Raw genomic sequence first — 24,858 nt, 5'->3', positions numbered from 1 at the left:
CTAGCCTTCTTTCACATGAAAGTATTTTTTGAATCGAGGAATATAGTTATGGAACATATATTTCATTAACACCCAACGTTTCAATGAACGATCGCCATCATAAAATACGGTTGTGCCAAAACGTTTTTCCTGGATCATTTTTTCTGCAATTTTTTTATCTTCATTCTCTCTTGCATACGTTAAGAAGATTTTTTTTGGTACGCCCATCCACAGTTTTGCATCTGAAGAATCTTTTGTACCATAAATAGTTTCTGTAAATGGTTTGTGGAATACTCTGTCTTCGGTAACAAAACGTGCTAAATTAAGCCCATTCAATGTAACAAAGAAGCTACTACGTCCTTGGCGTAAATTAATTTCAAATAATTTATATTCACCATCACGTGGATCATACTTCATGTCAAAATTCGCAAAGCCAGTATACTCGATTGTTTCTAAAAATTTCTTGATTGTCTGATAAATTTTTTCATTGTAATCTGGCATAATTACCACATAATTACCAATTGACGCAGGTGTTGGATCTTCCAAGAGCGGATGTCCCAAGCACATCATACGAACCTGATGATTTTCATCAACATAAGCGTTTAACACACGCATGTTGCTATCATCTCCAGGAATGAAGTCTTGAACAATCATCTCACTCGTATATCCAGCTTCGTAAATTCGTCCTAAAATCAAATCAAACTCTTCACGATTATCGATAATAAATGCTTTTTTTCGTCCTTCAAATTGGACAGAAAGATACTCGACACTATTCGCTGGTTTTAATGCAACTGGAAATTCAAATGGCAGTTCTTGTTCCAAACGACCATCCACTAACATTGGTTCTCTAACAATTAATGTTTTTGGATAAGGAAGTTGATATTTTTCGCAAACTTCATAGAAACTTACCTTATTGATTAACCGTTTGAATAATGAATAATCAATATACGGACAAATAAAGTATGCCGAGAGTTCTTCTTTATGCTGAGATATCAACTCTGCATATCCATCGCCACAAGCAATCAATAAATATTTTTTGCTGTGGTCGGAATATTTTTCTTTTGCCAAACGTAACATTGTTTCGATAAAAACTGGATCCTTATCAAAACCGGGAATCACTTCGACACTCACGATGTTACTATAACGGGTTGGTGCAAGTTGGTTTGAAGCATAGGCTTGGCACACTTTTCCATAGGCTTCATTAAATGAACGAGCCATACCATAGACGTTCATATCACTTCCCAATAATATAGGAATAAATTCTTCATTTACATTACTATTCATCACAATCTCTCACTTACTCATTAATCTACTGATTCTTTATTTAACTACACAAGGAATATCATACCATAAAGAAAAAAGCAATCAAAGGAAACTCCTCCGATTGCTCAATTCTTTTTTGAACGGATTGAACTTATAGGAAGTTTTATCTATACCAATTCAGTGTAGAAAGAACTACCTTGTAATGTATTTTAGAAGATGCTATCTAAAAAAACAAGTGTTTTATCATCTTTTAAAGTTTTTTTAACCATATCACCATTTTTTAATTTTTAGACCTTTTCTTCCATTACTTTTTCTAAATATCGTCCAGTGTAACTCTCTTTTACCTTAACAATATCTTCTGGTGTCCCAGTGGCTAAAATCGTTCCGCCACCATCGCCTCCTTCAGGCCCTAAATCAATGATATAATCCGCAGTTTTGATGACATCTAGATTATGCTCGATTACTAATACCGTATTTCCTGCATCCACTAGACGTTGTAAAACATCTAGTAAACGTGCAATATCATCTGCATGTAGCCCCGTTGTCGGTTCATCAAGAATATAAAAGTTCTTACCATTGGATATTTTATGCAATTCACTGGCCAATTTCATCCGCTGTGCTTCTCCACCGGATAATGTCGTCGCTGGTTGCCCCATCGTAATGTAACCTAATCCGACATCCACGATTGTCTTTAATTTACGATGAATTTTAGGAATGTGTTGGAAGAATTCTACAGCGTCTTCAACAGTCATTTCTAAAATATCAGCAATATTTTTTCCTTTATACCGTACTTCCAACGTTTCAGAATTGTATCGTTTGCCATGACACACTTCACAAGGAACATAAACATCAGGTAAAAAATGCATTTCGATTTTGATGATTCCGTCACCACGACAAGCTTCACATCGGCCACCTTTTACGTTAAAGCTAAAGCGTCCTTTTTTGTAGCCACGCATTTTAGCTTCATTTGTTTGTGCAAAAAGATCACGAACATCATCAAAGACACTTGTATAAGTTGCTGGGTTACTTCTTGGTGTACGGCCAATGGGGCTTTGATCGATATCAATGATTTTTTCGATACTATCATAACCAGAAATTGTTTTGAATTTACCCGGTTTAGCTGAATTTCGATTCAATTTTTGTGCAAGAGCTTTTTTCAAAATACCATTAACCAAAGTACTTTTTCCAGAACCAGAGACACCAGTGACTGCCACGAATTCTCCTAGAGGAAACTTCACTGTCACGTTTTTCAAGTTATTTTCTGCTGCTCCAGTAATTTTAATTGCTTCACCATTTCCTTGGCGACGTGTTGTTGGTACAGCAATCTTCTTTTTTCCTGATAGGTATTGTCCTGTTAATGAACGTGGGTCTTTCGCAACTTCTGCAGGCGTTCCAGCTGCAACGATTTGTCCACCTTGCTCACCAGCACCTGGTCCTACATCAATCAAATAATCCGCTGCTCGCATGGTATCCTCATCATGTTCCACAACAATCAAAGTATTGCCTAAGTCTCTCATTTTCTTCAGTGAACCAATCAAACGATCATTATCCCGTTGATGTAACCCAATTGATGGTTCATCCAAAATATACAGAACACCTGAAAGATTTGATCCAATTTGGGTGGCTAAACGAATTCGTTGTGCTTCCCCACCAGATAGTGTTCCAGAAGCCCGACTCAAGGTTAAGTATTCCAACCCAACATTTTCTAAAAATGACAATCGATCGTTTACTTCTTTTAAAATCGGTTTAGCAATCATCGTTTCTTGTTCAGATAATGTTAAACCTGAGAAAAAATCAACTGCTTTTTTGATCGATAATTCATTTGTTTCACCAATATTTGTTCCATTAATTTTGACAGATAAGGCTTGCGGATTCAAACGTAATCCTTTACATGTTTGACAAGTTAATTCCGTCATATATTGACGCATTTGCTCTCTCGTAAAATCACTGCTTGTTTCTTGATAACGACGAGCAATATTCTTTAGCACGCCCTCAAAAGATGCTTCCACGTCACGCACACCGCCAAAATCATTTTCGTAATGGAAATGGAATAATTCATCTGTCCCATTCAAAACAATTTCTTGATGTTCTGCTGGTAATTCATCAAACGGTGTGTTCATATCAATTCCATAACTTTCACACGCTTGTGCCAACATTTGAGGATAGTATTGCGAACTGATTGGATTCCATGGAACAATTGCTCCTTCAGCCAAGGTCTTGGTACGATCAGGAATAACTAAATCTTGGTCTACTTCTAGTTTCAAACCTAGTCCATCACAATCGGGACAAGCTCCAAATGGCGCATTGAATGAAAACAATCGTGGCTCCAGTTCGCCAACTGTAAAGCCACAATAAGGGCAAGAGTAATGTTCACTGAACAGCATTTCTTTTTCACCAATCACATCAACCAAAGCATAGCCATCTGCCAAGCGTAATGCTGCTTCAAAGGAATCGAACAAACGTGAACGAATGCCCTCTTTTACCACTATTCGGTCAATAACGATAGCAATATCATGCTTTTTGTTTTTTTCCAGTTCAGGAACCTCAGTAATGTCGAAGGTATCACCATCCACTCTTACACGAACATACCCTTCTTTTTGAATTCGTTCAAACACTTTTTTGTGCTGACCTTTTTTCTTTGCAACAATTGGTGCTAAAATTTGGATCTTTGTCCGTTCTGGTAACTCTAACACTTGGTCAACCATTTGTTCAACCGATTGACTGGTGATCTCAATGTGATCATTAGGACAGATTGGATGGCCCACACGTGCAAAAAGCAAACGTAGATAATCATTGATTTCTGTTACTGTTCCTACCGTCGAACGAGGATTTTTACTTGTCGTTTTTTGGTCAATCGAAATCGCCGGACTTAAGCCGTCGATACTGTCAACATCTGGTTTATCCATTTGCCCCAAAAATTGGCGAGCATAAGCAGAGAGACTTTCGACATATCGTCGTTGTCCCTCTGCATAAAGTGTGTCGAAAGCTAATGAGCTTTTCCCAGAACCAGATAACCCTGTAATCACTACAAATTTATCTCTTGGAATTGTTACATCTACATTTTTTAAATTGTGCTCTCTGGCACCATGAATAATAATTTTATCGTTAGCCATCTCGTCCTCCTGCTCTTTACTCCGCTGCCTTCAATTCTAAAATTGTATCGCGTAAATTAGCGGCAGTTTCAAAATCTAAAGCTTTCGCAGCATCTTTCATTTCTTTTTCTAATTTCATCAATAAATCAGCTTTTTCTTTTCGACTCATTTCATTATAAGAAACTTGGACTGTTCCTTTGGCGTCATCTTTTGCCTCTTTTGTAATAGAAATCAAATCACGAATTTCTTTGATAATCGTTTTTGGCACGATTCCATGTTCTTCATTATATGCTTCTTGTATCGAACGTCTCCGTGCCGTTTCATCCATTGCTGAACGCATCGAGTCCGTTACTTTATCAGCATACATGATTACTTTTCCTTCTGAATTTCGTGCTGCACGCCCAATTGTTTGGACAAGCGAACGTTCACTTCTCAAGAATCCTTCTTTATCAGCGTCTAAGATAGCAACCAAAGAAACTTCTGGAACATCTAATCCTTCACGCAATAAATTGATCCCAACTAAAACATCAAACTCACCTAAACGTAAGTCACGAATAATTTCCGTCCGTTCAAGGGTTTTGATATCACTGTGCAGGTATTTTACTTTGATTCCCAGTTCTTTAAAGTAATCAGTCAGATCTTCAGACATTTTTTTCGTCAACGTCGTTACAAAGACACGTTCATTTTTCTCCACTCGGTCATTGATTTCACCAACCAAATCGTCAATTTGACCCATGATCGGACGAACTTCAATCACTGGATCTAATAAACCAGTTGGACGAATAATTTGTTGGATTACTCTATCCGTTTGTTCATTTTCATAAGGCCCCGGTGTAGCCGAGACGTAGATAATTTGATGGACATGTTGCTCGAACTCTTCTAATCTTAATGGCCGATTGTCAAGCGCTGAAGGCAAGCGGAACCCATAATCAACTAACATTTGTTTACGCGCCCGGTCACCATTATACATTCCGCGAATTTGTGGCATCGTTACATGTGATTCGTCAATGACAATCAAAAAATCTTCTGGAAAGAAATCAAGCAATGTATAAGGTGGCTCTCCTTCTTTTCGACCATCCATATGTCGCGAATAGTTTTCAATGCCTGAAGTGTAACCCATCTCTAGCATCATTTCGATATCATAGTTTGTTCTTTGTTCTAAGCGTTGCGCTTCTAGTAACTGATTATTATCTCGTAACACTTTTAAGCGCATCTCTAGTTCGGCTTTGATGTTCGCAACAGCCTGTTCCATATGTTCATCATTTGTCACGAAGTGAGTAGCAGGGAAAATAGCAACGTGTCCTGTTTCACCAAGCACCTCTCCAGTTAGCGCATCTACTTCCCGAATTCGTTCGACTTCATCCCCAAAAAATTCGACTCTCAAAGCACGTTCGTCGCGTGAAGCCGGAAAAATCTCCACCACGTCACCGCGTACTCGAAACCGACCACGCTGAAAATCAATATCATTTCGTTCAAAATTGATTCCCACTAGATTCCGAATCAATTGATTACGATCAAGTCCTGCTCCTTGTCGAATTGAAACAACTTGTTTCTGATATTCAAATGGTGAACCTAATCCGAAAATACAAGAAACAGAGGCAATCACAATTGTATCGTTCCGCTCTAGAAGGGAACTTGTAGCCGAATGGCGCAGCTTATCAATCTCGTCATTGACACTTGAATCTTTTTCAATATAAGTATCACTAGATGGAACATACGCTTCTGGTTGATAATAATCATAATAAGAAACAAAATATTCAACCGCGTTTTTGGGAAAGAATTCTTTAAATTCTCCATATAATTGTCCAGCTAAAGTTTTATTATGTGCAATAATCAATGTTGGCTTATTTACTTCCTTAATCACATTTGAAATCGTATAGGTCTTCCCCGTACCGGTTGCACCTAATAAGATTTGCGCTTTCTCCCCACCAACCACACCATCCACTAATTGGCGTATCGCTTCAGGTTGATCCCCTGCTGGTTGGTACTTCGAGACAAGCTCAAATTGTTGAGAGGTATCTCTTTCAATCATTTTTCGTCCCCCTTTTCATTCATTCCTTTTCATTTTATGACTTGCAAAAAGAAAAGGAAAGCAAAGGCATTCCTTACTAAAAAATTATAACACACCGAACATACTTTCGCCACTCCTTTACCTCGGCATTCCATGTTAGAACTTCTTACATAGGATGTTAGATTTTATTGTTTTTTTCATTTTTTTAAGTTTCAGAACTTGTCTGATTCATTACTTTTCACCTATAATAAATAGATATTGAGAATTTAGGAGGTAATTATGAAAAGAAAGCATTTATTCTACTCGTTCATTTTCATAATGGCAGGATTTATCACACTTGCAACTAGTAATCCTGCCCATGCAGAAACAAACAATACGGAATCAAGTACCGCCGAGTCGATGCAGATGGCTCAGCCAAAAAAAGACAAATACGTCGTTGCTAGCGACTCTGCCTTTGCACCCTTCGAGTTTCAAAACACGGACGGTAAGTATGAAGGAATCGATGTTGAGTTAATGAAACAGATTTCCGAGCTTCAAGGCTTCAATATCCAAATGGACTATCGCGGATTTTCCGCTGCGTTACAAGCATTAGAGTCTGGACAAGCTGATGGCATGATTGCCGGAATGACCGTCACAGATGAACGTAAGCAAAGTTACGATTTTTCTGATACTTATTTTGATAGCGGAATTCAGTTGGGCGTAAAACAAGGTGATACATCAATCAAATCCTACAAAGATTTAAAAGGGAAAACAGTTGGTGCCAAAGTCGGAACCGAAAGCGCTGAATTCCTGAGCAATCATGAAGAAGAATATGGCTACAAAATCAAGTACTTCGACGCTGCTGACCAATTATATGACGGTCTGAAAGTTGGTGCGATTGACGCAATCATGGATGACTACCCTGTTCTTGGTTATGCTATCAAACAAGGTCAAAAAATTGATACCCCAATGCCAAAAGAATCTGGTGGTAAATATGCCTTCGCAGTTAAAAAAGGTGAAAACCCAGAACTTTTAACGATGTTCAATGAAGGACTTAAAGAGTTAAAGCGCACAGGCGCCTATGACAAAATCATTGATAAATATGTAGCTACTTCAAATGAGTCAGCAGACTCAACCAAAGACGAATCAACAATCATCGGTTTAATCAAAAACAATTACAAACCATTATTACGTGGTTTTTGGATGACAATCGTTCTTGCTCTAGTCTCTTTCGCTTTGGCACTAGTAGTGGGTGTTATTTTCGGATTATTCAGTGTCTCACCTATTCGTGCACTACGCATGATAGCAAGCATTTACGTTGATATCATTCGTGGAATTCCAATGATGGTACTTGCCTTCTTCATTTTCTTTGGCTTACCTGGAATTGTTGGATTTACAATTCCAGATTTCATTGCTGGCGTTATTACATTGACCTTAAACGCGAGTGCGTATATTGCAGAGATCGTTCGTGGCGGTATCAACGCCGTTCCCGTTGGACAAATGGAAGCTTCGAGAAGTTTAGGGTTGTCTTATAACCGAACAATGCAAAAAATCATCTTGCCACAAGCTATTCGAATCATGCTTCCTTCATTCGTTAACCAATTCGTTATCTCATTGAAGGATACAACAATCATCTCTGCAATCGGAGTAGTCGAATTACTACAAGCTGGTAAAATTATCGTTGCCCGTACCACACAAAGTACGTATGTTTACTTAATTATCGCAGTCATGTATTTAATCTTGATTACCGCTTTAACAAAATTAGCGAAAGTTTTAGAAAAGAAGGTGAAGTAAGATGTCAGAAAAAATCTTAGTTGAACATCTTGTAAAAAAATATGGTGAAAATACTGTATTAAATGATATCAACGTCTCAATCAACGAAGGCGATGTCGTTTGTATCATCGGCCCTTCTGGTTCAGGAAAAAGTACTTTCCTACGCTGCTTAAATCGTCTAGAAGAGCCAACGGATGGTGACATCATCATCGACGGCGCTCATTTAATGGATAAAAACACAAATATCAATCTTGTTCGTCAGCATATCGGAATGGTGTTCCAACACTTTAATTTATTCCCTCACCTTTCTGTTTTAGAAAATATTATTCTTGCGCCAATGGATTTGAAAAAGGAATCTCGCGAAGAAGCAGAAAAAAAAGCCATCAAGCTATTAGATACAGTTGGCTTAGCTGATAAAAAAGATATGTCACCAGAAATGCTCTCAGGCGGACAAAAACAACGTGTTGCGATTGCGCGTGCATTAGCAATGAACCCAGACATCATGCTTTTTGATGAACCAACCTCTGCACTTGATCCAGAGATGGTCGGTGATGTTCTGAACGTCATGAAAAAACTTGCAAAACAAGGAATGACCATGGTTATCGTTACTCACGAAATGGGCTTTGCCAAAGAAGTCGCTAATCGTGTCATGTTCATTGACGGCGGAAACTTCCTTGAAGACGGAACACCTGAACAAATTTTTGAAAATCCACAAAACGAACGCACAAAAGATTTCCTAGATAAAGTTTTAGATATTTAACCAGAGAACCTGAAACAGTTTCAAAACATGAAAAGCATCGTCAAAATCTTGAACAAGATTTTGACGATGCTTTTTTGATTCATATTCTAGAAGAACTAATCATTGCTAAGCACTTCTTTTTATCACTCGTGTCCTTCATTACCAAAGGACTTACGAGTGTATCACAACCCGTTTTTTGATTCAGTTTATTTTCAAAAAGTTCACTTTATTAAGTAAGCAGATAAACAATAAAACGGTGAAGTGACATATTTGTCGACTTCACCGTTTTATTATTTACGCTTTTTTCCGCCAAAAGCATCCTTCATCTTATCGAAAAAACCATCTTCTTGCTGTTCTTCGACTTTCATTCCACCTGCTTCAGCAAATGAGCGTAACGCTTCTTTTTGTTGCTCATTTAAGTTCTTCGGTGTAATTAGTTTCACTTTCACGTGTTGGTCACCTGTTGCACCACCACGTAGTTTAGGTGCACCTTTTCCGCGAAGACGGAAGTTTGTTCCTGTTTGTGTCCCTGCTGGAATTTTTAATTTAACATCCCCATGAACAGTTGGAACTTGAACTTCATCTCCTAAAGCTGCTTGTACAAAACTTAATGGTAATTCGTAATAGATTTCTGAACCATCACGATCAAAAATATTACTTTCTTCTACACGGAAGACTACATATAAATCACCGAACGGCCCACCGTTTTCACCTGCTTCACCTTGACCAGCTAAACGCATTTGTTGTCCTTCTTCGACACCAGCTGGTACATTTACTTTCACAGAGTGAGCTTTCTTTTCATGACCTGAGCCATGACAAGTTGGACACGGTTCTTTGATTTCTTTTCCAGTACCGTGACAAACATCACACGTTTGACGACTCATCACGCGCCCTAGTGGCGTTTGACGTTCAACATTGATTGTCCCTGAACCATGACATTTTTGACATGTAATTGGTTCCGTACCAGGTTTTGCACCATTCCCATGACAAGTGTGACAAACTTCTTCGCGGTTATATTTGATTTCTTTTTCAACACCAAAGATTGCTTCCTCAAAACTCAAATCAATTGTGTATTGCAAATCAGCTCCTTGGCGAGGTGCCGTCGGATCAACTGAACGACCTCCGCCTCCTCCAAAGAAAGAGTCAAAGATATCTTCAAAACCACCGAAGCCACCTCCACCTCCAGAGAACCCGCCAAAGCCACCGAAGCCGCCTCCGCCTCCAGCGCCATAATTTGGATCTGTGCCAGCATGACCATATTGATCGTACGCAGCCCGTTTTTGTGGGTCACTTAAAATTTCATAAGCCTCAGATACTTCTTTAAATTTTTCTTCTGCATCTGCTTCTTTGTTAATATCAGGATGATATTTCTTAGAAAGTTTACGATAAGCTTTCTTTATTTCATCTTCTGAAGCCCCTTTTGAAATTCCTAAGACTTCATAATAATCACGTTTCGTTGCCATAGGCTTTCCTCCTATTGGTTCTAATACATCAAATTCACATCGCTTGTAATCATATCACATTTTAGACGAAACCAAAACTGCTGCATGCATTCTTTCAAAAGAAAAAGACTGTGGCAAAAAGTCGGATCGACTTTCCCCATAGCCTTCTCTTTTTTACGAATAGGTAGACAGTCCAGAAAAGATGGCTTTAGCCGAATCTACAGATTTCAGCTAAGTCCAAGTTTCCCTGTTTTGGTCTACTCCTAGCACACTAGGGAACTAATTATTTGTCGTCACCGTCGACTTCTTCAAAGTCAGCATCAACGACATCGTCTGCTCCGCCTTGTGCTGCTTCAGGATTTTCTTGTGCTTGTTGTTGTGCAGCTTGTTCATATAATTTAACTGTTAAGTTTTGAACGATTTCATTCAAAGCATCACGTTTTGTTTTCATTTCTTCAATGTTATTTGCTTCAACTGCTGCTTTTAATTCATCGCGAGCCGCTTCTGCTTTTTGAACTTCTTCTGCGTCTACTTTACCTTCTAATTCTTTCAATGTTTTATCAACTGAGAATAATAAAGCATCTACGTCATTGCGAAGATCCACTTCTTCTTTACGAGCTTTGTCAGCTTCTGCATTTGATTCTGCATCTTTTACCATACGTTCGATTTCTTCGTCTGATAAACCTGATGAAGATTTGATAGTGATCTTTTGTTCTTTTGAAGTACCTAGATCTTTTGCTGATACATTGACGATTCCGTTTTTATCAATATCAAAAGTAACTTCGATTTGAGGAATACCACGTGGTGCTGCAGGAATATCAGTTAATTGGAATCTTCCTAATGTTTTGTTATCAGCAGCCATTGGACGTTCACCTTGTAAAACATGAATATCTACAGCCGGTTGGTTATCAGCAGCTGTTGAGAATACTTGTGATTTACTTGTTGGGATCGTTGTATTACGATCAATCAATTTAGTAAAGACTCCACCCATTGTTTCGATACCTAATGATAATGGTGTTACATCAAGTAAAACAACATCTTTTACATCACCAGTAATAACGCCACCTTGAATTGCTGCACCCATTGCAACAACTTCATCAGGGTTTACTGATTTATTTGGTTCTTTACCAGTTTCTTTTCTTACAGCTTCAACAACTGCAGGAATACGAGTTGAACCACCAACTAAGATTACTTCATCGATTTCAGATTGTGATAAACCAGCATCTTTTAATGCTTGGCGTACTGGAATTTTTGTACGTTCAACTAAGTCAGCTGTCAATTCATCAAATTTCGCACGAGTCAATGTCATTTCTAAATGCAAAGGTCCTGCTTCGCCAGCTGTAATAAATGGCAAGCTGATTTGAGTGCTTGAAACACCTGACAAATCTTTTTTCGCTTTTTCAGCAGCATCTTTCAAACGTTGTAAAGCCATTTTATCTTGACCAAGGTCTACGCCGTTTTCTTTTTTGAATTCCGCAACCATGTAATCAATGATCTTGTTATCAAAGTCATCCCCACCTAAATGGTTGTCACCAGCTGTTGATAGTACGTCAAAGACACCATCACCTAATTCAAGGATTGATACGTCAAATGTACCACCACCAAGGTCAAATACTAAGATTTTTTCGTCGCGGTCTGTTTTGTCTAAACCATAAGCTAAAGCTGCTGCTGTTGGTTCATTGACAATACGTTCAACTTCCAAACCAGCAATTTTACCAGCATCTTTTGTTGCTTGACGTTGTGCATCGTTAAAGTATGCAGGAACAGTGATAACTGCTTTCTCAACTTTTTCACCTAAGTAATCTTCAGCAAAGCCTTTGATATATTGAAGAATCATTGCAGAAATTTCTTGTGGTGTGTAAGATTTTCCTTCCACTTCTACTTTATATCCAGGTTCGCCAATGTGACGTTTGATTGATGAAATTGTATTTGGGTTAGTTACAGCTTGACGTTTTGCCACTTCACCAACTTGGATTTCACCATTTTTAAATGAAACTACAGAAGGTGTTGTACGGTTTCCTTCTGGGTTTGCGATAATTTTTGCTTCGTTTCCTTCTAATACAGCAACTGCAGAGTTTGTTGTACCTAAGTCAATACCAATAATTTTAGTCATATTAACGTCTCCTTATTAAATAAAATTTATTTTATAGTTGCACGAATTACTGCGCGACAATGACCATTGTTGGTCTTAATACGCGATCGTGTAATTTGTATCCTTCTTGCAAAACTTCTACAATCGTATCTGCCGGCAACTCATCAGATGCAGGAACAGTTTGGACTGCTTGGTGAAGCATTGGGTCAAACGTTTCGCCTTTCGCAGGAATTTTTTCGATTCCTTCTTCTTTAAGTGCAAAACGGACACCTTCTAATACCATTTCGACACCTTTTTTCAAGCTAGCACCTTGTTCGTCTGAAACTTCTGTTGCTAGCGCTCGTTCTAGGTTGTCAATTGAAGGCAATAATTTTTTTGCTAAATCTTGCGAACGATATTTTTGCAATTGTTCACGTTCATTTTTTCCGCGATTTGCCATATTGGCAATTTCAGCTCGGGCGCGTAGGAACTTATCTTCCATTTCTTCTAAGTCAGCTTTCAAGTTGACGATTTCAACATTTTCCACTTCAACTTCTGAAACACCTGAGTCTTCCGCAGCTTCTGTATCGACTTCCAAATCTTGCTGGATGTCTTTTAATTCTTTGTCTAATTCCTCTTGGTTTTCTTTCACGATACAGTCTTCCTTTCATTATTCAGTCAGCTGTCTTGATTATTCATACTAAAAATCAGATTAGCTGCTATCAATCTTAGAAATACGGACTTACGATCATGAGCCAGATAAATCAAGCAAACGATAGTAATCAGCCAGCTTATTCGCTAGTTCTTTTCGATAGACATCAACCAAACCAAACATTCGTGAATAAGGCATGCTTGTTGGTCCGAGTAAGGCAATGGTTCCTCGACCATGCCCATCAATTTCATAACTTGCTTGAATCATACTCATGTTTTGTAGCAAATCATTACCTAATTCAGAGCCAATCTTAATATGAATATTACTATCCATTGGAACAATCATTTGAGTAAGCTCGTCGGAATCTCTCATTAAAGAAAACATCGACTTAAACTGATTCAAATCTTGATGGGGTTCATAATCAAGTAGATTCATTTGTCCACTCACATAAATTTTATCTTCAAATACTTGACCTAAAACAGCATCAAATAAATAAGAGATACCTTCCGTTGATTGGAAATATTTATGTAAGATCATTGGGATCTCTGTTCGTAATTTTTGATAAACAGTCATTAGTGGATCTCCCACCAAGCGGTCGTTAACAAGCCGAACCATTTTTTCTAAATCTTGACTCCCCAAATTTGCTGGAAGAGTAAATACCTGACTTTCAACATTACCTTTATCCGTCACCACGATAGCAATGATTTGCCGATGGTTTAACGGAACGATTCGGAAACCCGTTAATCGGCGATCTTTCACTTCTGGTCCCAACGAGAATGTCGTATAGCTTGTCAATTCAGACAAGATTTCAGCAGATTGACGTATGATTTCGTTGATCTCATGAAATTCTTTCCCTAAAGACTGCCTAATCACTTGCAAATCATCATTTGTTACACGAGTTGGTTTTAATAAATGATCCACATAATAACGATACCCCATTGCAGATGGAATTCGGCCAGAGGAAGAATGAGTTTTTAATAGTAGCCCGTCTTCTTCTAGCGCCTTCATATCGTTACGAATCGTCGCTGAACTCGCTTCAATTCCCTCGGCCATTAGCGTTTTGGAACCAACGGGTACGCCACTACTCGTATAGTTTTGGATGATCAGACGCAAAATATCACTTTGTCTCTGTGTTAACATCTTCCATCACCTCTCATTAGCACTCCTATCTTCTAAGTGCTAACCTACTTACTAATATAACAAGCCGCCTGCTTTCTGTCAAGAAAAACACATCATTTTTTAGCACTCTTCCATTCCGAGTGCTAACGATAGATTTTATTCAAAAAAGAGCGAGAAATCAATATTTTTTTGACTTCTCGCTACGCAATTATTTGTGATTATTTTTTTATTTAATTAAATTTAAACAATTTTTATTTATTAATTTCCGTTTTTGGTAACAAAAATTTTTCAAAAACTTCGTTCCCTAAAAATGTACCTTTGGAGGTTAAATAAATTCTTTCGTCCGCATTCACTAACAAGTCTTCTTTCACTAATGCATCTAATGTTGACTGGTAGAGTGACTCTATCGTTTGTTGATAACGATCATAAAAATGTTGTTTGCTGATACCGGATTTTTTACGTAAACCCAAAAACATTTCCTCTTCAATCTGATTATTTCGTGATAATTTCTCTTTTTCTAAAATTGGTAAGTTTCCTTCACGCAACGGATGTAAATAATGTTGGATTGGTCCTTTATTTCGATAACGCGTTTGATCGAGATACCCACTTGCCCCTGCACCAAAACCAAAGTAATGATCATTGTTCCAATACATTAGATTGTGTTGTGATTCATGACCGGTCAGCCCAAAATTACTAATTTCATATTGATGACGGCCATGTCGTTCCATTGCTTCAATCGTTTCCTCAAACATCTGCGTTTCTGTTTCTTGATCAGGCAACTCCAATCGCCCTTGTCTCACCCAATTCATGAACATCGTTTTGTTTTCCAAAATCAATGAGTATAAAGAATAATGCGGCAAATCTAGTGTTAATGCTTTCTCCAATGTATCACGATAATTTTCAAGTGTTTGTCCAGGCAAAGCATAAATCAAATCGATACTTACATTAGAGAAGCTTTCTGCTTCCAAAAATGACATTGTTTGGTATACATCTTCTGCAGTATGTTTTCTACCAATTTTCTTTAACAAACGATTATCAAAGGTTTGGACTCCCATAGATAAACGGTTCACATCATAATTTTTCATAACCTGTAACTTTTCACGAGTTAAATCACCTGGGTTCGCTTCAACAGTAAATTCCTTTCCAGATCGAAAAGGTAAAATATCACGGGCACCTGCTAACAAACGATCCAATTGTTGTGCGGATAGTGAAGTTGGTGTCCCCCCACCAATATAAAGTGTTTCTAAATCAGCTATAGGGTGTTTCTCCATCATCAATTCCATCTCTTTTAGTAACATTTCGACATACTCATCAACTGGTTGCCCCTCTAAAAAAACTTTATTGAAGTCACAGTAATAGCAGATATGCTCACAAAATGGAATATGGATATACGCAGAAGTTTTACGTTCTGCGGAATTAGTTGTTTCATTCATTAATTTTCTTTCTCCTTACGTCGAAAAGTCGTACCATTTTTCGACCTTCTTTTCGATCACTCATATAAAAGCATACTAACTGTATTTCATGAACAAATCCACTAAAAAATCCAAGAATCGACTTCTTGGATCACTTTTTCTTTCGTTGTACTAGACACTTGGTTGTAGATTTCTAGCGTTGTTTTCATATTGGAATGACCCACTCGATCCATGATAGCTTTGATTGGCACACCTGCTTCAGCCAAGAGAGAAATATGCGTGTAACGAAAGGTATGCGTAGTCACATGTTTATTAAACTCGGGATATTTTTCCCTTAAGATATCTTTCACACATTGTACTGGCTTTTTATTACTTCCACGTCCATTCATAAATTCGTTAAACGAATGATAAACAACTGGTGTGCCATTTTGCGTCTGAAAAATCGTAGTTGAAAAAAGAAAATGTTCGGCACCCTTCACCTTTTTGTAATAGGCAGTCTGGTTCTTTCTTTGATATGTTTTTATAAAAGTCCCTGTTTCTCGTTGCCTCATTTCTTTTTGCCTCGCTTCATTTATTTGAATTCGATTTCGAATAATCGCAAGCGAACGATCATCTAAATCAATTTCCCGAATGGAGGAAATCGTCTTTGGTGGATTTCGTATGTACTGTTCAATGGTTCTCCCAGCAGCCACCACTGCTTCATCAATCACTAACTTCTTTGCATGAAAATCCACTTTCTCAACCGTCAATGCACTTAACTCACCAATTCTCAACCCATTTCGAATCAGAAATTCTGCCATATCCAAGTAAAGTTTCCCCATCTTATTGATTTCATGATTCCTTTCATATTTCTCATCGATTGCCTGTAAAAGAGTACGAATTTCCGCTTTCTCTAGAAACTTCTTTTTTCTGCGTTGAATCGCTAATATCTTACGATCATTGGGGATTTTCAACACAACCTTATTCAAATCAAACAAGACGAAGTCATGTCGGTAACCATGAGAAAGGATTTGGTTCAGCAACTGCTGGATATGTTTGGAACTCTTTTTCCACTTGTTCTTTTAGATAACGCAGTGCTTGTTGTTTGTTTTCTATTTAACTTTAATAATATATCAAAAAAAATAGTCCTTAAAGGACTATTTTTTATTCTTAAATAAGTAATATAAATAGTAACATAATATATTACTCTTACTTTTATACTGAACTCCACCTAGCGGAATGATAAAATTCAACGTGTCTAATTTCATCATAATTCACTTTGCTAAAATCTACATATATTCCTAGCTCATCATAACCTGAATAATACCAACGATCTCTTTGGGGTAGTAGTCTTCAGAATCACGCTCTTCGATTTGTATAGCAACTGATTTTCGTTTAGTGATGTTAGAAATGGAAGTATATTCACAAGTCTATAATCTAAATATGTTTCTGTCGGTACTTGAACTATTTTCCTAAAAAAGATAGTTTAATCACCACCGTTAAAAGGTCCACTAATAACTACTTTACCTAGCATGTGTCCTGTTTCAACATCTTTTGTTGCTTGCTTTAAATTAGTAGCATTGATGCCATCTGAATAAACTTTGCTTAATGTTGTTACTAACTTACCTTTATCCGCCAAATTAGCAATTACTTCTAAAGCTTGACCTTGGGTTTCAATTTGATAATCGTAATTGGTTTTCGCAAACATGTACTCCCAATCAAAGCTGACCGATAAATTTTTCCAGTTGCTGATATCAACTGGTTCATGAATTCCCACGATAGTCCCAACATGACCAAATGGTTTAATCATATGTTTAATCTGGTCCAAGTAATGAGTAATATTGAACAACACGGCAATATATTCCACTTCTTGGACACCTAATTCACGCATCTTGGCCTTTAAGTCATCATGATAATCAATCGGATGATCAACGCCCAATTTTTCTAGCCATTCAAAGTTTTTAGGACTTGCGGTTGCATAAATTTCTAGTCCAGCCCAGTGTGCTAATTGATTTAAGATAGAACCAACACCACCAGCTCCGTTAATGACTAGAATTTTTTTACCCTTATTAGCACCTTCTTCAGGAATTAAACCGAATTTGTCAAAAAGCAATTCATAAGCTGTCAAAGAAGTTAGTGGCAAAGCTGCAGCCTCTTCATCCGACAAGTTTCTGGGCGCCAAAGCTACAATACGTTCATCGACAGCTTGATATTCTTGGTTGCTACCAGAACGAGTAGTTGTCCCCGCGTAAAAGACACGATCGCCAACGTTAAACTTTTCAACCTCATTTCCGAGACTGACCACTTCACCAACTGCATCAAAACCTAAAATTCGCAACGCATTTCTTTTGTAGGTACTTTGACGCAATTTAGTATCGACCGGATTCACAGACACTGCCTTTACCTTTACTAAAACATCTCTAGATCCAGGATTCGGTATCATTTCTTTTTCATCAATAAAACTTTGCTTTTCATCAATTGGTAGCCCTTCAAAAAATCCAACTACATGCATGAGCTTCTTTTCTGACATGTGAACTCCTCCTTAGCTTTATTCTAATTATGAAGCAAAATTAGTTTTCTCTTTTTATTTAATCACATCGTAAATGTCAGATAAGTTTTGACGTTTCTTTTCAGGAATTTCTTGGGCCCTATAGCCGAAGCCAACCATATAAGAAACACCAAATTCATCCAAATCAAGGATTTTTTTCTCTGCTAAATAATTTTCAACTGCTACTTTATTAAAGCCTTCAATTGGCACACTATCAATTCCCAAGTAAGCCGCAGTTGTCATCATGTTTGCTAAAGGAATGTAGGTTTGTTTTGATGCCCAGTCAAACAATGAACGTTCATCCGTTAAACCGAAGTCATCCATTTGGAAATTATTGAAAAAAAGTGTTTGAGGTGATGTTTCAGAGTATGGAACACCGAATACATCTTCCACCATATGTTTAATATGAGGATTATTACCAGTTAAGTTCTTTCTCGCTAGTACGATTAAAAAATGACTAGCTCCATTCAAACTATTCCTAGCGCCCCAAGCAACATCTTGCAACTCATTTTTGACTTGTTGATTTTCTATTAATAGAAATTTCCAAGGTTCATAACCAAAAGAACTTGGTGACAAACGAGCTGCTTCAATAATCGCCAGCCAGTCTTCCTCAGCAATTTTTTTAGTTGGATCAAAAGATTTTGTCGCAAAACGACGTTTGTGAACGCATAATATTTTGTTGCGTAATTCTGCTTGATCAGTCATTTTTTTCCTCCGTAAATAATTAGTGGCAAGTGTAAAAACTAGATAACAATATCCGAACTACGCATGATGAAAGTACTCAAGTATCGAAACTTTGCGACACGGACCTTCAAAGTGTAGGAAAAATATCTTATAGATTGGACATTTCATTAGTTAATTTGCTTATATCAGATATCTAAATAAAAGTTTCGCAAGTTCACTAAGCCCTGAAACATTAAGACCTAAACGGTCGGACAAACTATTTCCCAAGTTACTTCAACATTTCACTGAATGCCGACAGAGTTTATTTGAGAATCCGAATACCATTGCATCTTAATAATATTATTTTACTTTAGCAGGACCTTTTCCTATAAAGATACGGAATAAGCTGTAAGGTTTTTCCCTTAAGTCTTCACCTTTGTGAAAACCAGCTTGGCGTTGCAATTGGTTAGCATTGAAGTATAAGTATTTATCTGGACCAATTGACAAAGTGTCAGGCCATAAAATACGAGGATCGTGAGTCAATGTTTCCATTGAACCATCCGTATTAATAACACGAATACTATTATTTTCGTAGTCACCAGCATAGATTGTACCGTCTTCTGCTGTAATCATACCATCTGAAGCACCTTTTTCTCCTCTGTCTATGACATGTTTTTCAAGTTCTTCATCTTCCACGTCTTTATCGAAAATCAAATCGGTATCGATAGAATAAAGATGACGGCTTGATAATGGGCTGAAGTACAATGTTTTTCCGTCTGGTGATAGAGCAATTCCATCAGCAGCTACTTGCCATGGAGAAGCTGAACCATCTGCTTTACGGTTCATTAAGATCTCACCTTCTACTTTAGGGACAAAGTCAGGATCAACAGCAGTAGAATGTGTACCATCTAAGATACGAAAAGCATCACCAGTTCCAAGATCAACAACGATCAACGCACCTGGTCCAGTAATGGAAGAGTCAGTGATATAAGCAACTCCTTCAGAACCACGACGCAAGTCAATCCGTACATCATTTAAATAAGTAGAATCTAGAACAACATCATTAGAAAATGTGTAGACTTTACGGATAGCGTTGCTTTCCAAATCAACTGCAACTAATTTTGCGCCACGTTCAACAGGAACATCAAAGTTTGGCGCAGCAGTATCTAGTACCCATAGAGTACCTTCGCCGTCAGCAACAATACTTTGAACACTTAAAAATCCTTGTTCAGGATTTTCGGGATCAAAAATGTTAATATCTTGGCTTGGGTAAGCCACTAGTTCGCCATTCACGATTTCAACAACGGTTGCTTTTACATTGTCGCCCCATTCAGGGAAGTTGATGAAGGTACGTCCTGTTTCTGTCACGCTGACGCCTGTTGGCATTTCACCGTAAAAAGCATGTACTTGTTCTAATTCACCAAAAAATTTTTCTGTAGGATAATTCATCACACATCTTCCTTTCTGATTAAGATAAAACTTATTTTACTTCTACTTCGAAGTTCAATACCCCACGAGCCAATACATGACCAAACATGTTAAAGCCTAAAAAAGCCGGAGTAGAATCTTCTGGAATATCAACTATTTCTACATCTAATGCCCAAACAGTCAAGAAGTAGTGGTGAACACCATGTCCTTTAGGAGGAGCAGCCCCGATATATTTTTTCACACGGGCATCATTTGGTAATTGAATCGCACCTAAAGGTAATTTTGAATTATCTTTGTTACCAGCATCTTGTGGTAATTCATTTACTGAAGCTGGGATGTTAGAAACAGCCCAATGCCAGAAACCTGAACCAGTTGGGGCATCTGGATCATATAAAGTAACAACGAAACTCTTTGTATCACTTGGTGCGCCTGACCAGCTTATTTCTGGTGAAATATCTTTCCCACCTTCGATTCCGAAATCACCGGACATAAATTTTACATCGGAAAGTCCTCCATCAACAATATCTTTACTAGTAACATTAAAAAATGGTACATCTTGTAAACCTAAAAATGGGTTATTCATTGTACGCCCTCCTATAAAAAACAACGTTATGTTTTGTCAACGACAACAGACTAACCCTTCCTAGCAAAAAAGTAAATTAGGGAAATTATTTATACTTCCTTTTCTACACCAGCTCTAATTTAAAATCACTTAAAAAACCATCTTCCCACGTTTCCTCTGATTTCAAGTACATCTGACCGTAATCAACTAGCCAACCATGTAAATTTTGAGCTTGTTGATTAGTAAAATCAGTTGGTATCTTAATTAAGGACTGCAACTTTGAATAATTGAGCCTTTCCTCTAAACCTAACTGATTAAAAATTCGTTGTGCATAGCGGTCAGCGATAAAAGTTACTTTATTAAAGACAAATACTAGCAGCACATCTGCTGTTTCTTGACCAATCCCACGAATACTTAATAGTTCATCCCGAAGAGAATGGAAATCCTTTTGTTGTATGGCGGCAATATCAAAATCGTAATTTTCAAACCAAGTAAATATTTCCTTTAATGTACCTGATTTATTTTTGTAAAAACCACTTGGGTAAATCAGTTCCTGCAGTTTCAAAAGGTCGATAGCTGCAAGCTTCTCTGGATTAAATCCAATAGCTTCTCTTATATTATCTAAAGAATAATCGACATTTTTCCAGTTGGTATTTTGAACTAAGATCGCCCCTACGACAATTTCCCACGGGCTCTCCGTGTCCCACCAAATACGATTGTCCATATTCTGGGCTAACTGGTCATATAATTTATCGATATTAACAATCATCACTTTCCACTCCTCAAAAAAGAAAAACTCAAAAATTGATCCGACGAAATTGAACGCTCACTGAAAAAATCTTAATGACAGGTTAAACATTCCTCTTCTAACTGTCCTTCATAGCGTTGATTATAGCCTTCGCCCCAATTGTTCAACATTTCAATGACTGGTCTCAAAGAGTAGCCATATTCAGTCACCCGATAAACCACCATTAAGTTTTTTTCCTGAACAACTTCCCGTTCAATCAATTCATCCGCTTCTAAAGCTTTTAATTGAAGGGAAAGCATTCGGCGGGTAATTCCTGGAATCATCCGTTGCAATTCACTGTAGCGCAACTCACCATCAAAAATTAAATGGTACAATAGGACACTTTTCCAGCGACCTGAGATGATTTGCAAGGTGGATTCCACCGAACAGCCTTCCTTACAGTTATATATTTTTCTTACCAAATAATTTCGCCTCCTCGATAGGTATGGAGACATCTTAGCTTTTTACTTACAAAAAGTAAACCATTTACTTTCTAATCAAAAAATGTTCAAACTCTTTTTTGTGATACTTTGCGAATATATTTTGGATAAAGTTTCCTCTTGTTTTACAAATGATTTCATCCAAAAGTGAAAATAGTAGCAAGGCTTGTTAGGAGACTTCGAATTGACGCGTTTACTTTAACCGCCTTTCACACTGTGAAAGGCTTAAGTTTCCTTTGCTGAAAATCACAAGCGAAATATTACGAGAGTTAATATTTTACAAAATTACGAATTGAGATTATATTCCTTCACGTAAGTCAAATTTATTTCTTTTGCACATCTGTGATTTCAATAAATAAAGCTTGCTAAAAAATTTTAGGAGATATTCATTATGAGTATGAATGGTGCAGATTTAATTGTAGACACATTGATAAAGAACGGTGTCAAATATGTTTTCCAATTACCTGGTGGTAAACTTGGTCCTCTGTTGATGGCTTAAAAAAAACGTGAAAAAGAAATTGAAGTCGTGACTGTCAGACACAAACAAAACGCAGGCTTTATGGCACAAGGAATTGGTCGAATCACTGGTAAACACGGTGTTGTAATGACAACTTCTGGTCCTGGGGCTTTGAATCTTGTAACTTCATTAGCCACAGCAACTTCTGACGGCGATCCTGTTTTAGCAATTTCTGGACAAGTGCCACAAGCAAAATTGTTAACACCTTATCCTCAAAACCCTAACATTGCTGGTATAATGAATGATTCAACTGTAACAAAATATGCAAAAGAAATTGAAGATACAAATGCTCTTGCTGATGAAATAGCTAATGCCTACATCGCAAGTATCAACGGTAATCCCGGTGCAGTATTTATGGACGTACCTGGTAATGTATTACTTGCTGAAACTGAAAAAGAAGGGCTCGAATTTACGACGATCGCAGAACAATTGACCAACACGATTAGTGATGAAGAAACCATTTCCGCTGCGGTAAATAAAATAAAACAAGCAAAACGTCCTGTAATTATTATTGGTGCTCGAGCGATGGATGAATTGGCTGCTGAAGCAATCCAATCCTTCGTAAGAAAAACCGGTATGCCAGTGGTTGAAACTTTTGAAGCAACTGGTTTATTGACTCGCGAATTCAACGAAAACTATGTTGGTCGTGTTGGTTTGTTTAACAATTTACCCGGTGATGAACTAGTTTACAATAGTGACTTAGTGATTACTTTAGGTTTGAACTTAGTTGAATATTGGGCTTCTGTATGGAATGCTGACAAGAAAACCGTGATTGACATTGATACTACAGTGGATCATTTAGATGAAACTTATATCCCTGATATACTAGTTCTTGGTAATATTGCCAAGAATTTGAAAAACATTACCAAAATAATTTTTGAACAAAACATTACAGATGAATGGAAAGCTGTAATTCGCAAATTGAAAGAAAAATTATTGGAAAAGAAACAAATTCCAAAAACAACTTCTAGTGATGCATTACACCCATTAGAAATTGTCGATTCATTACAAAAAGTCATCGACAAACATCCTGATACAACCGTTGTTATGGATGGTGGTAGTCACGAAGTTTGGATGGGTTCTTACCTAAATGTTTACCAACCAAAACATTTCTTAATGTCTGATGGTGAACAGACACTAGGTGTCGGTCTCCCATGGGCAATATCTGCTGCTTTCCTTCGTCCAGACGAAAAGATTTTGTCTTCCGGCGGTGACGGAAGCTTTATGTTCTCATCACAAGAATTAGCGACAGTTGCCCACTACAAACTAAACATTGTTCAAGTAATCTGGGTTGATAAGAAATACAACATGGTTGAATTCCAACAAGAACTAGATTATGAAGGACAAGAAAAAGGTGTCGATATCGACTACATTGGCTATAAAGAAATGGCTGAAAATTATGGTATCAAAGCAAGTCGGGTTCATTCAAAAGAAGCATTGGATGCAGCTTTAGCTGAAGCTTATGGCTCAAATGAACCAATGGTTATTGAAATGATCGAAGACAACGAACAAAATATTCATTTGCGTGACAAATCTGAACTGAAGAAATATTAATACTTGCAGCTGAAATAACTCAGTTCCTTATAAAGACCATTGATTCCAATCCTTTGTAAGGAACTTTTTTCTATCTTTTGAAAAAGTGTTGTTATCTTTTATTCCAAAAAGTTGTCAGGTATCTTTGGCAACTGTTATTTGTACATTAAAAGAGTTGAAAAGCTATTTACCAAAGCCATTGAAGAGAATTACTCAAAGTATTAATTGGTTCATGAATTTTGTCCTCACACTTCCACTGAAAGTAAAATGATTTCTCTGTATTTAAATTATGCGATAATTGTTTACAAAACCATGTTTTCTTGATTTTTAATAAAGTTGACGCTCCTAGAATAACAATAGATTCATTATGAAATCTAAAAAAGAAAGCCAATTCTATAACAAATAAAATCGACTTTCTTTTGCTTTTTGGTTATCTCGACCAGGTCGAAAAATGTACTCCATGATTTGATCAATTTGGTCCATATCTTTCAAAGATAAATTCTCAATTTTTTAGTTTTCCTTCTTTAAAATCTAGTGATCTCAGTTGAAAAATAATTACTTGTCCGTTGGTATCCAAATCTTCAAGCAGAATATATCGAGTAGATAATTTTTTTATAAATAGAAGTAATTGGACAATAGAAGGATCAAAATCCATCCAAACGATATCCCCTTTTTTAGGAATATAGTTTCTTTCTTCTAACCTTATAAAATTTCTCTCCCTTCAGGAGTTACCTCTCCAGAATAAACAACAACATATTCTTAATTCTCTGAAGTTTTTTTCCATTATCAGACGGTAGTGTAATTACTACAGAACTTCCTTGTAACCTAGATTTTGTGATAAGCATATGAATGCGCTTTTTTATTTATAT

General features: G+C 37.2%; 16 protein-coding genes and 4 pseudogenes. 3 read left to right on the top strand and 17 right to left on the bottom strand.

The annotated features are described in order from the left end of the window. The 3 genes from AC4BC3_RS05400 to uvrB all read right to left on the bottom strand — a co-directional run bounded on the left by AC4BC3_RS05400 (window position 1) and on the right by uvrB (window position 6,366). A complete protein-coding gene (locus AC4BC3_RS05400) occupies window positions 1-1,266 on the bottom strand; it encodes a D-aspartate ligase (RefSeq protein ID WP_490467171.1) in 1,266 nt (421 codons plus the stop codon). Between the two features lie 263 nt (window positions 1,267-1,529). Continuing rightward, window positions 1,530-4,355, bottom strand: a complete 2,826-nt coding sequence (gene uvrA, locus AC4BC3_RS05395; RefSeq protein WP_490467170.1) for an excinuclease ABC subunit UvrA — start codon at window positions 4,353-4,355, stop codon at window positions 1,530-1,532. Window positions 4,356-4,371: 16 nt separating this feature from the next. Then, entirely contained in the window at window positions 4,372-6,366 is a 1,995-nt protein-coding gene (gene uvrB, locus AC4BC3_RS05390; RefSeq protein WP_490467169.1) for an excinuclease ABC subunit UvrB, read from the bottom strand. 258 nt (window positions 6,367-6,624) lie between these two features. On the opposite strand from uvrB, the gene AC4BC3_RS05385 reads away from it, so the two are divergent. Next, on the top strand, window positions 6,625-8,118 hold the full coding sequence (locus AC4BC3_RS05385; protein WP_490467168.1) for an amino acid ABC transporter substrate-binding protein/permease: 1,494 nt from the start codon (window positions 6,625-6,627) through the stop codon (window positions 8,116-8,118). 1 nt (window position 8,119) lies between these two features. Then, complete coding sequence (locus AC4BC3_RS05380) at window positions 8,120-8,857, top strand: amino acid ABC transporter ATP-binding protein (RefSeq protein ID WP_206908847.1); 738 nt, start codon at window positions 8,120-8,122, stop codon at window positions 8,855-8,857. 269 nt (window positions 8,858-9,126) lie between these two features. Here AC4BC3_RS05380 and dnaJ read toward each other — a convergent pair whose 3' ends face one another. From dnaJ to AC4BC3_RS05320, 12 genes and pseudogenes are all read right to left on the bottom strand, one after another. Continuing rightward, window positions 9,127-10,299, bottom strand: coding sequence for a molecular chaperone DnaJ (gene dnaJ, locus AC4BC3_RS05375; protein WP_490467167.1), 1,173 nt, complete (start codon window positions 10,297-10,299; stop codon window positions 9,127-9,129). 262 nt (window positions 10,300-10,561) lie between these two features. Continuing rightward, the gene (dnaK, locus tag AC4BC3_RS05370; RefSeq protein ID WP_206909906.1) at window positions 10,562-12,391 is read right to left on the bottom strand and encodes a molecular chaperone DnaK; all 1,830 of its coding nucleotides are present in this window, start codon (window positions 12,389-12,391) and stop codon (window positions 10,562-10,564) included. 46 nt (window positions 12,392-12,437) lie between these two features. After that, window positions 12,438-13,001: a nucleotide exchange factor GrpE gene (gene grpE / locus AC4BC3_RS05365; RefSeq protein ID WP_490467166.1), complete on the bottom strand. Its 564-nt coding sequence runs from the start codon at window positions 12,999-13,001 to the stop codon at window positions 12,438-12,440. A 96-nt stretch (window positions 13,002-13,097) separates the two neighbouring features. Then, complete coding sequence (gene hrcA / locus AC4BC3_RS05360; RefSeq protein WP_490467165.1) at window positions 13,098-14,141, bottom strand: heat-inducible transcriptional repressor HrcA; 1,044 nt, start codon at window positions 14,139-14,141, stop codon at window positions 13,098-13,100. Window positions 14,142-14,371: 230 nt separating this feature from the next. Then, complete coding sequence (gene hemW, locus AC4BC3_RS05355; protein WP_490467164.1) at window positions 14,372-15,553, bottom strand: radical SAM family heme chaperone HemW; 1,182 nt, start codon at window positions 15,551-15,553, stop codon at window positions 14,372-14,374. Window positions 15,554-15,654: 101 nt separating this feature from the next. Continuing rightward, window positions 15,655-16,563, bottom strand: a pseudogene (locus tag AC4BC3_RS05350) (site-specific integrase); the annotation flags it as partial. Between the two features lie 434 nt (window positions 16,564-16,997). Beyond that, entirely contained in the window at window positions 16,998-18,041 is a 1,044-nt protein-coding gene (locus tag AC4BC3_RS05345) for a zinc-binding alcohol dehydrogenase family protein (protein WP_490467163.1), read from the bottom strand. Window positions 18,042-18,095: 54 nt separating this feature from the next. After that, window positions 18,096-18,764, bottom strand: a complete 669-nt coding sequence (locus AC4BC3_RS05340; protein ID WP_490467162.1) for an NAD(P)H-dependent oxidoreductase — start codon at window positions 18,762-18,764, stop codon at window positions 18,096-18,098. A gap of 318 nt (window positions 18,765-19,082) precedes the next feature. Further along, complete coding sequence (locus AC4BC3_RS05335) at window positions 19,083-20,171, bottom strand: L-dopachrome tautomerase-related protein (RefSeq protein ID WP_490467161.1); 1,089 nt, start codon at window positions 20,169-20,171, stop codon at window positions 19,083-19,085. A gap of 31 nt (window positions 20,172-20,202) precedes the next feature. Further along, window positions 20,203-20,733: a YbhB/YbcL family Raf kinase inhibitor-like protein gene (locus AC4BC3_RS05330; RefSeq protein WP_490467160.1), complete on the bottom strand. Its 531-nt coding sequence runs from the start codon at window positions 20,731-20,733 to the stop codon at window positions 20,203-20,205. 103 nt (window positions 20,734-20,836) lie between these two features. Beyond that, entirely contained in the window at window positions 20,837-21,481 is a 645-nt protein-coding gene (locus AC4BC3_RS05325) for an endonuclease III domain-containing protein (protein WP_490467159.1), read from the bottom strand. A gap of 71 nt (window positions 21,482-21,552) precedes the next feature. Next, window positions 21,553-21,921, bottom strand: a complete 369-nt coding sequence (locus AC4BC3_RS05320) for a winged helix-turn-helix transcriptional regulator (RefSeq protein WP_490467158.1) — start codon at window positions 21,919-21,921, stop codon at window positions 21,553-21,555. A 409-nt stretch (window positions 21,922-22,330) separates the two neighbouring features. Between AC4BC3_RS05320 and alsS the strand changes: the two are divergent. Then, a pseudogene (gene alsS, locus AC4BC3_RS05315) lies at window positions 22,331-24,010 on the top strand (acetolactate synthase AlsS). 372 nt (window positions 24,011-24,382) lie between these two features. Here alsS and AC4BC3_RS05310 read toward each other — a convergent pair. Further along, window positions 24,383-24,644: pseudogene (locus AC4BC3_RS05310) on the bottom strand (hypothetical protein). Window positions 24,645-24,715: 71 nt separating this feature from the next. Beyond that, window positions 24,716-24,834, bottom strand: a pseudogene (locus AC4BC3_RS05305) (type II toxin-antitoxin system PemI/MazE family antitoxin); the annotation flags it as partial. Between the last annotated feature and the right edge of the window lie 24 nt (window positions 24,835-24,858).

This window comes from Enterococcus sp. AAFC-DPL-6103 (assembly GCF_058216595.1).
Note: the sequence above shows the minus strand (reverse complement) of the source record. Positions and strands in the feature narration are given on the sequence as shown.